This is a genomic window from Rhodobacter xanthinilyticus (assembly GCF_001856665.1).
GTDB lineage: Bacteria > Pseudomonadota > Alphaproteobacteria > Rhodobacterales > Rhodobacteraceae > Rhodobacter > Rhodobacter xanthinilyticus.
On record NZ_CP017781.1, the window covers coordinates 1,336,176 to 1,348,531 of the forward strand.

Genomic DNA, 12,356 nt, shown 5'->3' on the forward strand with positions numbered 1-12,356 from the left:
TTACTGCATCTGGGACTGCACCGCGTTGATCGCGGCGCTGTCGAGGGTGATCCCGGCCTCGGCCTGGGCGGCGCGGGCGTAGAGATCGAGCATGTCGCCGGTGAGCGATTTGGCGAGCTGATCGGCGATCGAGGCCTTCAGCGCGGTGACCTCCTCGCTCGCGGGGTCGGCCGGGGCGACGGCATCGACCTGCACGACGAAGCTGCGCCCCTCGGCCGCCACCACCGCGCCCTTGCCGGGCTCGGTGTCGAAAGCCGCGTCGATCAGCGCGGCGGGCACGCCCTCGATGAAGCCGGTGCGGCGCAGTTTCGCGGTCGTCTCGACGATCATCCCGGCGGCGGCAAGCGTCTGGCCCGCGTCGATCGCGGCCTTCAGCTCTTCGGCGCGGGCCTTGGTGCGGGTGGCGAGCTCGGCCTTGCGCCAGCTCTCGGCGACCGCCTCGCGCGCCTCATCGAAGGGGATCAGCGCCGGCGCCACCGTGCCATCGAGGCGCAGCGCGAAGACGCCGCCGTCATCGAGATTGCCAAGCTCGGGGAAATCCTCGGGCGTGGCCTTCCCGGCGGCGGCGCGGAAGGCCTCATAGCCCGCGATCCCGTCATCGGTGCCCGGCGCCATGTCGATCGTGCCGAGCTCCATGTCGGTCTCGCTGGCGAGCTGTTCGAGCGTCGCGCCGCCGGCCAGACGATCCTCGAGATCGGTGGTCATCTCGCCGATCATCCGGCGCGCGCGCTCGGCCTTGGCCTCGGCGCCGAGATCGGCCTTGGCCTCCTCGAAGGAGGTGTTCTGCGCGGGCGAGATGCCGTTCATCGCGAAGAGGGCGGGGCCGAGATCGGTCTCGAGCGGGCCGACGACGCCCGGCTCGCTCAGCGCGAAAACCGCCGCGCCGGCGGCGCCGAGCTCGGCCTCGGTGACCTCGCCCAGATCGGTGTCGGAGAGCGAAAGCCCGCGTTCAGTCGCCAGATCGCCAAAGCTCGCGCCCGCGTCGAGCTTGGCGCGCGCGGCGGCGGCCTCTTCGGCGGTGGGGTAGACGAGCCGGTCGACCGAGCGTTTCTCGGGTTGCTGGAACTCGTCGCGGCGCTCCTCATAGGCGGCGCGCAGCGTGTCGTCATCGAGCGTGACCTTGTCCATCAGCATCTCCGGGGTGAGCCAGACATAGCTGAACTTGCGGATCTCGGGCGAGGTGAACTCCTCGGGGTGGTCCTTGTACCACGCCTCGAGCGTCGCCTCGTCGGGCGCGGCGATCGGCGCGGCGAGGCCCGCCTCGGTGATCTCGACAAAGGAGATCGCGCGCTCTTCGGTCAGGAAGGCGGCGAGCGCGGCGGCGGTGCCGGCGGGCGCCACGGTGCCGCCCGAGACCCCCTCGGTGAGCAGCGCGCGCGCGATGTCGGAGCGCAGATCGGCTTCGAACTGGCTCTCGGTATAGCCCTGCTGGCGCAACATGCTGCGGTAGGTTTCGCGGTCGAACTTGCCGTCGAGCCCCTGGAAGGCCTGTGCGGCGGTGATCTGGCGGTTGAGCTCGACATCGCCCACCGACAGGCCGAGCACCCGCGCCGCTTCCGCGACCGCCGCCTGACCGAAGAGCTGGCCCTGGACCTCGCGGTCGAGCCCGAACTGGCTCGCCTCGGCCATGGTCAGCGGGCGGCCCATCTGCTGGCCGGTGCTGGTCAGCGCATCGCGCAGCGCGCGGGCGTAGTCGTTCACCGAGACCTCGGTTTCGCCCACCGAGCCGATCGCGCTCAGCCGGCCGGAGAAGTTCGACATGCCAAAGCCGCCAAGCCCCAGCACAAGCATTGCAAGGAGCACCCAGACGACCATGCTCTTGCCATGGCTGCGCAGCTTGTTCGACATGCGGATCCCTCCCGTTTCAAGGCCGTTTGCGGGTGTTTAGGGCTTTGGCCCCGCCGCCGCAAGGCGCACCATCAGCGCGTCGATCCCCGCGGCATCGACATTGGCAAAGGCGATGCGCAATTGCCGCGCGCCGCGCGGGTCGGTTTCGGGCATGAACATCGTGCCGGGGAGGAGGAGCACCCCCGCCTCACGCACCAGCGCGCGGGCGAACTCGGGCGCCGGGCGCGGGTCGGGGTGTTCGACATAGGCGAAATAGGCGCCGCAGCCGAGCATCTTCCAGCCCTCGAGCCGCGCAAGCCCCGCCTCCATCGCGGCGCGGCGCGCAAGGATCTCGGCGCGCTCGCCCGCGACCCATTGGCCGAGGTGGCGCACCCCCCAAAGTGCTGCGATCTGGCCGAGCTGGCTGGGGCAGATCGCCACCGTATCGAGGAATTTCTCGACCTCGGCGAGGCGGGCCTCAGCCGCGACAATCGCGCCGACGCGGTGGCCGGTCAGGCGGTAAGCCTTTGAAAAGCTGTAAAGATGGATGAAAGTATCGGGCCAGTCCGGATCGGCGAAGAGATCATGGGGCGCGCCGGTGCGGCTGTCGAAATCGCGATAGGTCTCATCGAGGATCAGCGCGAGGCCCCGCGCGCGGGCGAGCTCGAGAAAGGCGCGCACGAGCTCGGCGGGGTATTCGGCGCCGCCCGGGTTGTTGGGCGAGACGAGAACGATCGCGCGTGTCGCGGGCGTGATCAGCGCGGCTGCGGCCTCCGGGTCGGGCAGGAGCCCCGCGCCGGTGGCGAGCGGCACCGCGCGCACGCCCGCCATATCGAGCCACATCTTGTGGTTGAAATACCACGGCGTCGGCAAGATCACCTCATCGCCCGCGCCCGCAAGCGTCGCCATCACCGCGCAAAACGCCTGGTTGCACCCTTGCGTGATCGCGACCTGGGGGGCGGAAATCTCGCCGCCATAGGCCGCCGACCATTGCCGCGCGAGCTCGGCGCGCAGCTCGGGCAGGCCGAGCACCGGCCCGTAGAGATGGGCGGCGGGGGTGTCGAGCGCGGCCTCGGCGATGGCGCGGCGCAGCGCCTCGGGCGGCGGGTCGACGGGGGCGGCCTGGGAGACGTTGATCAGCGGGCGTTCGGGCGGGAAGGCGACCCCCTCGAGCCAGCGGCGGGCCTCCATCACGGGCGGCGCGAAGGTGGCGGCGAAAGCGGGGTTGAGCGGCGTGAGGGGCATGGGCGGATCCTTTTGGTCGCGCCCAGATCAGCACCGCCCGCGCCCGGGCGCAAGGGCGGGATTTGCGTATTTTGGCCAAGAAGAAGGGGGGCGGTCAGCCCGCGTGGCGGCGGCGCCATTCCTGCACGGTCAGCGCGATCACGACGAGATCGAGGGCGGAGAGCCAGAGCATCGCGGGATCGGGGGCGAGCGCGTAGCGGTGGAGTTGGTAGAGGATGAAGGCCGAGAGCAGCGCCACCGCCGCCGGATAGGCCCAGAGCACCCCGCGCGCCAGAAGCGCCACGACGGCGAGTTTCAGAAGGCCATGCGAGAGGAAATAGGCCGCGTAGAAGCCGCGCGCATCGACCGAGAGCGCCTCGGCGCCGTGCAGGAGCGCATTTGCGAGATGATCGCGCGGGTCTTCGGAGAGCTCATGCGCGGTCAGCCGCTGCGCGAGATGCGCAAGCGCGCCGCCGGGCAGGGCGAGGAGCACGAGCCCCGAGGCCGCCTCGGCCGCCGCGAGCGCGCCCTTGGCGGCAAGGCTCGCCTCGAAGGCCCAATGCGCCGCCCGCGCGAGCCGCGCGCGCATCTCAATCGGTGCCGCGGTAGGGCTGGACATATTGCAGCGCCATATCCCAGGGGAAGAAGATCCAGGTATCCTGGCTGACCTCGGTGATGAAGCTGTCGACCTGTTCGCGGCCCTTGGGCTTGGCGTAGACGGTGGCGAAATGCGCCTTCGGGTAGAGCGAGCGGACAAGCTCGAGCGTCTTGCCGCTGTCGACGAGGTCATCGACGATCAAGATCCCGGTGCCGTCGCCCATCAGCTCGGCCTGCGGGGCCTTGATCACCTTCGGCGGGCTTTGCGTCTGGTGGCTGTAGCCCTTCACCGAGATCGAATCGACCACGCGGATGTTGAGCTCGCGCGCGACGATCGCGGCGGGGACGAGGCCGCCGCGGGTGATCCCCACGATCGCGCGCCAGGCGCCGGCATCGGGGCCCTTGCCATCGAGCCGCCAGGCCAGCGCGCGCGCATCGCGGTGGAGCTGATCCCAGCTCACATGGAAGCCTTTTTCATGGGGCAGACGGTCGGTCATGGCGTCCTCTCAGGGTCAGGTCAGCGCGAGTTTCAGCCCGAGAAGGGCGAGAAGCCCGCCGAAAATGCGGTCGATCGTGGTTTTCAGCGCAAGATAGCCGCGCCGGGTGCGCTCGAGCGAGAAGATCCGCGCGACGATCACGTTCCAGCCGGCGTCGTTGATGAAAATGATCGCGAGGATCACGCCATAGGCCCAGGCGGGGGCGTGGGGGGGCACGAAGGTGAGAAAGATCGTGCCGAAGAAGACCGCGGGTTTGGGGTTGGCAAGCTGGGTCGCGATGCCCTGCCAGACGAGGCCCAGGGGCCCGCGCGCCGAGGTTTCCTCGGGCAGGCGGTCGTCGAGCGGCTCGGGCGCGTGGCGCCACATCTTGTAGGCCAGATAGATGAGATAGGCCGCGCCCGCGAATTTCAGCACGGTGAGCAGCGCGGGCGCCACGCGGAAGAGCACGGCGAGCCCGAAGAGCGCCGCCACCGCCCAAGCGCAGGCGCCAAGGCCGATGCCGACGGCAAGCCAGCTGCCCCGCGCAAAGCCCTCGCGCAGCCCGGTCCGGGCCGCCAGCAAGACCGCCGGCCCGGGCGAGATCGCCGCCGCGAGATGCACGAGATAGATCGCAACAAATGCGGCGAGCGTCATGATCAGTCCTTCCGGCCGGTGACCACGTCGATATCGGGCGCATCCACCGCCTTCATGCCGACGACATGATAGCCCGCATCGACATGCAGGTTCTCGCCGGTGGTGCCCGAGCCCAGATCCGAGCACAGATAGAGCGCGGCCTTGCCGACCTCTTCTTGCGTCACATTGCGGCGCAAGGGCGAGTTCAGCTCGTTCCACTTCATGATATAGCGGAAATCGCCGATGCCCGAGGCCGCGAGCGTCTTGATCGGGCCCGCCGAGATCGCGTTGCAGCGGATGCCGAGCTTGCCCAGATCCTCGGCGATATATTTCACCGACGCCTCGAGCGCGGCCTTGGCCACCCCCATCACGTTGTAATGCGGCATCACCTGCTCGGCGCCGTAATAGGTCAGCGTCAGGAGCGAGCCGCCATTCGGCATCATCTCGGCGGCGCGTTTGCACACCGCGGTGAAGCTGTAGACCGAAATATCCATCGTCATCGCGAAATTCGCGGGCGAGGTATCGACATAGCGGCCGCGCAGCTCGTTCTTGTCCGAGAACCCGATCGCATGGACGACGAAATCGAGCGTGCCCCATTTCTCTTTCAGCGTCTCGAAGAGCCTATCGAGCGAGCCCTGATCGGCGACATCGCATTCGACCAGGATATCGCTGCCAAGCTGGGCCGCGAGCGGTTCGACGCGCTTTTTCAGCGCCTCGCCCTGATAGGAGAACGCAAGCTCCGCCCCGGCATTGCCGAGCGCTTTCGCGATCCCCCAGGCGATCGACTTGTCGTTCGCCAGACCCATGATCAGCCCGCGTTTGCCGGCCATAAGGGTGTTCGCCATCTGAATTACCTCACGCTTCCCTCTGGTAAGTGGCCCAGCATTAGGACAAAGCTTGAGGCGCATCAAGGCCGCCCGGGTGCGGCTGTGGTATGGAATTGACGCCGGGGAAGCGGCGCACAGAGGAGCCAGGCGATGAGCGACAGAACCGGGATTTTCGCGGGCGATGACCCCTTTGCCATTGCGATGCGGTGGCTCGAGGAGGCCGAGAAGACCGAGCTGAACGACCCGAACGCGATGGCGATCGCGACGGTCGATGCCGAGGGGCTGCCCAATGTGCGGATGGTGCTGCTCAAGGAAATCGAGGGCCGCGAGACGCCCTCGGGCGGGGCCTTCGTCTTCTATACCAACTATCATTCCGCCAAGGCGCAGGAGATCGAGGGCGCCGGCAAGGCCGCTTTCGTGATGCATTGGAAGAGCCTGCGCCGGCAGATCCGGGTGCGCGGGATCGTGACGCGCGAGGAGGGGCCGCAGGCGGATGCCTATTATGCCTCGCGCTCGCTGAAATCGCGGCTCGGCGCCTGGGCCTCGCATCAGAGCCAGCCGCTGGCGTCCCGCACGGCATTGATGACCGAGGTGGCGCGCGTCACCGCCGCTCATGGCCCGAGCCCGAAACGCCCGCCGTTCTGGGGCGGCTACCGGATCACGCCGCTCGAGATCGAATTCTGGGCCGATGGCGCCTTCCGGCTGCATGACCGCTTCCGCTGGCGCCGCGCTGACCCAGCGTCAGATTGGGCGGTGACCCGCCTGAACCCCTGAATTTCACGCTTCGTGAAATGCTGCGGTAATGAAAACCATACTTTTTCTGCTTGAATCCGCCGAGCTTCCTGTGAGACTGACTCGCAGCCGGGGGGGCTTTGACGGGTGTAGGGCCCGGGGAACGCGACAGGAACTTGAGGATGGAACAGGCGCCGATGCAAATGCGGGAGGTCCGCGGGCGGGTCAAATGGTTCGACCCGGGCAAGGGGTTCGGCTTCATCATCGACGGGGCGGGCGGGCCCGATATCTTGCTCCACGCGAATGTGCTGCGCAACTTCGGGCAGGGCTCGGTGGCCGACAATGCCGGGATCGTCGTGCTCGTGCAATCGACCCCGCGCGGCGCGCAGGCGGTCGAGGTGTTGGAGATCGAGCCGCCCGAGGGCGAGGGCCGGATCGCGCCGATCGAGGATCTGGGCGATGCCGACCCCGACGTGATCGCGGCGATGCCGCTCGAGCCCGCGCGGGTCAAATGGTTCGACAAGGTCAAGGGCTTCGGCTTTGCCAATGTGTTCGGCCGCTCCGAGGATGTCTTCGTGCATATCGAGGTGCTGCGCCGGTCGGGCTTTGCCGATCTCGGCCCGGGCGAGGCGGTGTGCCTGCGGGTGATCGAGGGCAAACGCGGCCGGATGGCGGCGCAGGTGGTGTCTTGGGAAGCCGCAGCGCGCAGCGGCGCCTGAGTGCCGCCGCGGCGCTGATCCTCGCGGCACAGGCCGCGGCGGCGGCGCCCGCCTGCGAGAGCGATCTGGCCCGGATCAAGCGCGCCGATGGCGAGGAGCGGGTGTTTCACATCGAGCTGGCCGATGACCCGGCCGAGCGCGCGCGCGGGCTGATGGGGCGCGCCCCGCTCGCGCCCGGCGCCGGGATGCTCTTCGTCTACGAGACCGAGCGGCCCGTCGCCTTCTGGATGAAGGACACGCCCGCGCCGCTCGACATGCTGTTCATCAATGCCGCGGGGCAGGTGGTGCGCGTGCACCCGCGCGCGGTGCCTTTCGACGAAACCCCGATCCCCTCGGGCGCGCCGGTGCGCTTCGTGCTCGAGATCGCGGGCGGGCAGGCGGCGGCGCAAGGCCTCGCGCCGGGCGCGGTTCTCGCCCATCCCGCGATCGCGCCGGCCAGCGCGGCCTGGCCCTGCCGCTGAGCGGCGCATCGGGGCTTCCCCTCGGCGCCGAGGCCGGATAGGAAGGCGGGGTCGGGGCGTAGCGCAGCCTGGTAGCGCGACGGTTTTGGGTACCGTAGGTCGGAAGTTCGAATCTTCTCGCCCCGACCAGTTCCTCCCCTCCCATCGACATCCCCGACATCCCCTCCCCTCCCGTCACGGCGCCGCCGCCGCAGGTGTCTCGCGCGGCCCTGCGGCGAGACTGTCTCAAATGGTAGAGCCCGGCCCGCGCGCCCCAAGATCTGGGGGCGGGGCCCGCATCTTGGGGCGGCTCGGGGCGAATCTCCCCATCCGATTCCCGGGACTCGCTGCGCAGAATTTGGGCAAAACCGGCTGCGCGGGCGGGCTGCGGTCCTGCGCCGCAGGGCTTTGGCGGGGCGCCGCGATCCATCCACAGAAATCCGCACCATGTGGATGGAAATTTTCCCGCCCCTGCGCGCGGCCAGCCGAGGCGAATGAATCAAGGAATTTGCGGCACTTGCCGCGCTGCGGCGCCCCCGGGGGCCCTTGTGGATGAATCAAAAGGTTAATTTCCAGGCTCTTGCGCTTTTGCCCGTCAAACGAAAAAACCCACTCCAAGCCGAGAAAGTTTTATTGACCCTCTGCGCGAACCTCGCCAGTTTGTGGGGGCGGGCCAGAAAACTACCACATATAGTGGGGTCGCGGCGGGACAGTCTTCCTCTCAGGTCGATCCCTCAGGGTCGGGCCACTCTTTCGGCGCCGCTGAAAGAGGCGGGGAAAATTTGTCCCGAGCGGGCAGCCGCACAGTCTTTGAGAACGTAGGGACAGGGCAGATGAAGATCGAACGCAAGTTCACGCAGGCCGACACCGGCGCCTATGGTGAGATCGCTTTCACCACGACCACCTCGGAGATCCGCAACCCCGATGGCAAGATCGTGTTCCGCAACGATCAGGTCGAGGTGCCCGAGGGCTGGAGCCAGGTCGCCTCCGACGTTCTCGCGCAGAAATATTTCCGCAAGGCGGGCGTGCCGGCCGCGCGCAAACGCGTCGCCGAACAGGGCGTGCCCGAGTTCCTGTGGCGCTCGATCCCCGATGAAGAGGCGCTCGCCGCCCTGCCCGAAGAGGCGCGCTTCATCGGCGAGACCTCGGCCAAGCAGGTCTTCGACCGGCTCGCCGGCGCCTGGGCCTATTGGGGCTGGAAGGGCGGCTATTTCTCGTCCGAGGCGGATGCCCGCGCCTATTATGACGAGATGCGCTTCATGCTGGCCGAACAGATGGCCGCGCCGAACTCGCCGCAATGGTTCAACACCGGCCTGCATTGGGCCTATGGCATCGACGGCCCGAGCCAGGGCCATTACTACGTCGATTTCAAGACCGGCGCGCTGACCAAATCGGCCTCGGCCTATGAACACCCGCAGCCCCATGCCTGCTTCATCCAATCGGTGAAGGACGATCTCGTCGGCGAGGGCGGGATCATGGACCTCTGGGTGCGCGAGGCGCGGCTCTTCAAATACGGCTCGGGCACCGGCACCAACTTCTCCAGCCTGCGCGCCGAGGGCGAGCGGCTCTCGGGGGGCGGCAAATCCTCGGGGCTGATGGGCTTTCTGAAGATCGGCGACCGCGCGGCGGGGGCGATCAAATCGGGCGGCACCACGCGGCGCGCGGCCAAGATGGTGATCTGCGACATGGATCACCCCGATATCGAGGCCTTCGTGAACTGGAAGGTGATCGAGGAGCAGAAGGTGGCCAGCCTCGTCGCGGGCTCGAAGATGCATGAGCGCGAGCTCAACAAGATCTTCGACGCGATCCGGGCGTTCGATGGCTCGGAGGCGGGCGCGACCGACCCGGCGGTGAACGAGGGGCTGAAAGCCGCGATCCGCTCGGCCAAGCGCGCGATGATCCCCGAGACCTATATCAACCGCGTGCTGCAATATGCCCGTCAGGGCTACAGCTCGATCGAATTCCCCACCTATGACACCGATTGGGACAGCGAGGCCTATATCTCGGTCTCGGGCCAGAATTCGAACAACTCGGTGCGCGTCACCAACGCGTTTCTCAAGGCGGTGAAGGACGATGCCGATTGGGAGCTGATCCGCCGCACCGACGGCAAGGTCGCCAAGACCGTCAAGGCGCGCGATCTGTGGGATCAGGTCGGCCATGCCGCCTGGGCCTGCGCCGACCCGGGGATCCAGTTCCACGACACGGTGAACGAGTGGCATACCTGCCCCGAGGACGGGCCGATCCGCGGCTCGAACCCCTGCTCGGAATACATGTTCCTCGACGACACGGCCTGCAACCTGGCCTCGATGAACCTGCTGACCTTCTACAAGGGTGGCAAATTCGACGCCGATGCCTATGTCCATGCCACCCGGCTCTGGACGGTGACGCTCGAGATCTCGGTCACGATGGCGCAATTCCCCAGCCGCGAGATCGCGCAGCGCAGCTATGATTTCCGCACGCTGGGGCTCGGCTACGCCAATATCGGCGGGCTTTTGATGACCATGGGCCTTGGCTATGACAGCGACGAGGGCCGGGCGCTCTGCGGCGCGCTCACCGCGGTGATGACCGGCGTGAGCTACGCCACCTCGGCCGAGATGGCGGGCGAGCTCGGGCCCTTCCCGGGCTATGCGAAGAACCGCGAGCATATGCTGCGGGTGATCCGCAACCACCGCACCGCGGCGCATGGCAAATCGAACGGCTATGAGGGGCTCGAGGTGAAACCCGTGCCGCTCGATCTGGGCAATTGCCCCGACCCGACGCTGACCGAACTCGCGCGCCACGCCTGGGACGAGGCGCTCGAGCTCGGCATGCAACACGGCTTCCGCAACGCGCAGGTCTCGGTGATCGCGCCGACCGGCACGATCGGCCTCGTGATGGATTGCGACACCACCGGCATCGAGCCCGATTTCGCGCTGGTGAAGTTCAAGAAACTCGCGGGCGGCGGCTATTTCAAGATCATCAACCGTTCGGTGCCGGCCGCCCTCGAGGCGCTGGGCTATCCCTCGAGCCAGATCGAGGAAATCATCGCCTATGCGGTGGGCCATGGCTCGCTTGGCAATTGCCCGGGGATCAACCACACCGCGCTGATCGGCCACGGCTTCGGCCCGCGCGAGATCGAGAAGATCGAAGCGGCGCTGCCCTCGGCTTTCGACGTGCGCTTCGTCTTCAATCAATGGACGCTCGGCGAGGAATTCTGCGCCAAAACGCTCGGCATCCCGGTCGAGAAGCTCGCCGACCCGACCTTCGATCTCTTGCGCCACCTCGGCTTCACCAAGGCCCAGGTCGATGCCGCCAACGACCATGTCTGCGGCACGATGACCCTCGAGGGCGCGCCCTTCCTCAAGCCCGAGCATTACGTCGTCTTCGACTGCGCCAATGCCTGCGGCAAGAAGGGGCGCCGCTATCTCTCGGTCGAGAGCCATATCCGCATGATGGCCGCCGCGCAGAGCTTCATCTCGGGCGCGATCTCGAAGACGATCAACATGCCGAACTCCGCCTCGATCGAGGAGACGCTGGCGGCCTATGAGCTGAGCTGGTCGCTCGGCATCAAGGCCAATGCGCTCTACCGCGACGGCTCGAAGCTCAGCCAGCCGCTCGCCTCCGCGCTGGTCGAGGATGACGAGGAGGCCGAGGAGATCCTCGCCTCGGGCTCGCAGGCCGAGAAGGCCGCGACCTTGGCCGAGAAGATCGTCGAGAAGATCATCGTCAAGGAAATCGTCCGCTCGCATCGCGAGAAGCTGCCCGCGCGGCGCAAGGGCTATACCCAGAAGGCGGTGGTCGGCGGCCACAAGGTCTATCTGCGCACCGGCGAATATGACGATGGCTCGCTCGGCGAGATCTTCATCGACATGCACAAGGAAGGCGCGGGCTTCCGCGCGATGATGAACAATTTCGCCATCGCGGTGTCGGTCGGGCTGCAATATGGCGTGCCGCTCGAGGAATTCGTCGACGCCTTCACCTTCACCAAATTCGAGCCCGCGGGCATGGTGCAGGGCAATGACTCGATCAAGAACGCGACCTCGATCCTCGATTATGTGTTCCGCGAGCTGGCGGTGAGCTATCTCGACCGCACCGATCTGGCCCATGTCAAACCGCAAGGCGCGAGCTTTGACGAGCTCGGCGGTGGCAAGGACGAGGGCAAGCGCAACATCAAGCCGGTGGAGGAAACCGCGGCGTCGAAATCGCTCGAAGTGCTGCGCCAGATCTCCTCGACGGGCTATCTGCGCAAGCGCCTGCCGCAGGAGCTGGTGGTGCTGCAAGGGGGGGCTGCGACCGCGCTCGCGGGCGGCGATCCGATCGCGGCGCTGAACACGCTCGTGCCGGAGACGGCGACGACGGTTTCGGTCACCGCGAGCACTTCGATCGCCTCGGGCGTGGTGGCGATGGATGCGCGCGCCAAGGCGAAGATGCAGGGCTATGAGGGCGAGGCCTGCGGCGAATGCGGCAACTATACGCTCGTGCGCAACGGAACCTGCATGAAGTGCAACACCTGCGGCGGCACGAGCGGCTGTAGCTGATCCGCGCAAGGGTCGGAAATCAATGAAACTTTCCGCGCGGGGGGGCTCGCGCGGGTGGCTAACGGAGGGCTCGGTGGAGCTGATCGTCGGAAATAAACGTGTCACGGTTCAGGCGCTGCGGCGGATCCCCGGCGGGATCGAGGCGCAGTTGGTGGGCGAGGCGCTGACCTCGGTGCTCGATGCGACCTTTCGTGGCGGCGCCTCGATCGAGGTGATCGGCGGCGATCTCGATCACCATGCGCTCGACGTGACCGATATCCGTATGGCGGGGGCCTCGACCACCGTCACGCTGCTCAGCGGCGGGCGTCAGGCGCTGCATTGAGATCCGGGGCGGGTGCGCTCGCCCCAGACGTCGAGAAGGCCC

The 12,356-nt window shown here is 67.4% G+C and carries 11 protein-coding genes and 1 tRNA gene; 6 read left to right on the forward strand and 6 right to left on the reverse strand.

The genetic code is table 11. The features are described from left to right. From LPB142_RS06630 to fabI, 6 genes are all read right to left on the reverse strand, one after another. The gene (locus LPB142_RS06630; RefSeq protein ID WP_071165886.1) at positions 1–1,848 is read right to left on the reverse strand and encodes a peptidylprolyl isomerase; all 1,848 of its coding nucleotides are present in this window, start codon (positions 1,846–1,848) and stop codon (positions 1–3) included. Between the two features lie 36 nt (positions 1,849–1,884). Continuing rightward, on the reverse strand, positions 1,885–3,072 hold the full coding sequence (locus LPB142_RS06635; protein WP_071165887.1) for an aminotransferase: 1,188 nt from the start codon (positions 3,070–3,072) through the stop codon (positions 1,885–1,887). A gap of 94 nt (positions 3,073–3,166) precedes the next feature. Then, on the reverse strand, positions 3,167–3,670 hold the full coding sequence (locus LPB142_RS06640; protein WP_082873017.1) for a DUF2127 domain-containing protein: 504 nt from the start codon (positions 3,668–3,670) through the stop codon (positions 3,167–3,169). Then, positions 3,642–4,145, reverse strand: coding sequence for a xanthine phosphoribosyltransferase (gene gpt / locus LPB142_RS06645; protein ID WP_068767316.1), 504 nt, complete (start codon positions 4,143–4,145; stop codon positions 3,642–3,644). The genes LPB142_RS06640 and gpt overlap by 29 nt, the downstream gene beginning before the upstream one ends. A gap of 15 nt (positions 4,146–4,160) precedes the next feature. After that, positions 4,161–4,778, reverse strand: coding sequence for a LysE family translocator (locus LPB142_RS06650; RefSeq protein WP_071165888.1), 618 nt, complete (start codon positions 4,776–4,778; stop codon positions 4,161–4,163). Positions 4,779–4,780: 2 nt separating this feature from the next. Further along, entirely contained in the window at positions 4,781–5,602 is an 822-nt protein-coding gene (gene fabI / locus LPB142_RS06655; RefSeq protein ID WP_071165889.1) for an enoyl-ACP reductase FabI, read from the reverse strand. A gap of 132 nt (positions 5,603–5,734) precedes the next feature. On the opposite strand from fabI, the gene pdxH reads away from it, so the two are divergent. From pdxH to LPB142_RS06685, 6 genes are all read left to right on the forward strand, one after another. Beyond that, positions 5,735–6,358 (forward strand): pyridoxamine 5'-phosphate oxidase, encoded by a 624-nt coding sequence (gene pdxH / locus LPB142_RS06660; protein WP_071165890.1) that lies wholly within the window; start codon positions 5,735–5,737, stop codon positions 6,356–6,358. Between the two features lie 140 nt (positions 6,359–6,498). Beyond that, positions 6,499–7,035, forward strand: a complete 537-nt coding sequence (locus tag LPB142_RS06665) for a cold-shock protein (protein ID WP_068767312.1) — start codon at positions 6,499–6,501, stop codon at positions 7,033–7,035. Further along, positions 7,005–7,496: a DUF192 domain-containing protein gene (locus LPB142_RS06670; protein WP_068767311.1), complete on the forward strand. Its 492-nt coding sequence runs from the start codon at positions 7,005–7,007 to the stop codon at positions 7,494–7,496. Before LPB142_RS06665 ends, LPB142_RS06670 begins: the two co-directional genes overlap by 31 nt. A 52-nt stretch (positions 7,497–7,548) precedes the next feature. Continuing rightward, positions 7,549–7,625 (forward strand) — tRNA-Pro (locus tag LPB142_RS06675). 683 nt (positions 7,626–8,308) lie between these two features. Next, complete coding sequence (locus LPB142_RS06680) at positions 8,309–11,992, forward strand: vitamin B12-dependent ribonucleotide reductase (RefSeq protein ID WP_071165891.1); 3,684 nt, start codon at positions 8,309–8,311, stop codon at positions 11,990–11,992. A 73-nt stretch (positions 11,993–12,065) separates the two neighbouring features. Next, entirely contained in the window at positions 12,066–12,314 is a 249-nt protein-coding gene (locus tag LPB142_RS06685) for a hypothetical protein (RefSeq protein WP_068767309.1), read from the forward strand. The last annotated feature ends 42 nt before the right edge of the window (positions 12,315–12,356 follow it).

Excerpts from the sequence above, each read along its gene's own strand:
- gpt (WP_068767316.1), bottom strand. The coding sequence starts at position 4,145 with ATGACCGACCGTCTGCCCCATGAAAAAGGCTTCCATGTGAGCTGGGAT.
- LPB142_RS06650 (WP_071165888.1), bottom strand. The coding sequence starts at position 4,778 with ATGACGCTCGCCGCATTTGTTGCGATCTATCTCGTGCATCTCGCGGCG.
- LPB142_RS06665 (WP_068767312.1), top strand. The coding sequence starts at position 6,499 with ATGGAACAGGCGCCGATGCAAATGCGGGAGGTCCGCGGGCGGGTCAAA.
- LPB142_RS06630 (WP_071165886.1), bottom strand. The coding sequence starts at position 1,848 with ATGTCGAACAAGCTGCGCAGCCATGGCAAGAGCATGGTCGTCTGGGTG.
- pdxH (WP_071165890.1), top strand. The coding sequence starts at position 5,735 with ATGAGCGACAGAACCGGGATTTTCGCGGGCGATGACCCCTTTGCCATT.
- fabI (WP_071165889.1), bottom strand. The coding sequence starts at position 5,602 with ATGGCGAACACCCTTATGGCCGGCAAACGCGGGCTGATCATGGGTCTG.
- LPB142_RS06635 (WP_071165887.1), bottom strand. The coding sequence starts at position 3,072 with ATGCCCCTCACGCCGCTCAACCCCGCTTTCGCCGCCACCTTCGCGCCG.
- LPB142_RS06640 (WP_082873017.1), bottom strand. The coding sequence starts at position 3,670 with ATGTCCAGCCCTACCGCGGCACCGATTGAGATGCGCGCGCGGCTCGCG.
- LPB142_RS06680 (WP_071165891.1), top strand. The coding sequence starts at position 8,309 with ATGAAGATCGAACGCAAGTTCACGCAGGCCGACACCGGCGCCTATGGT.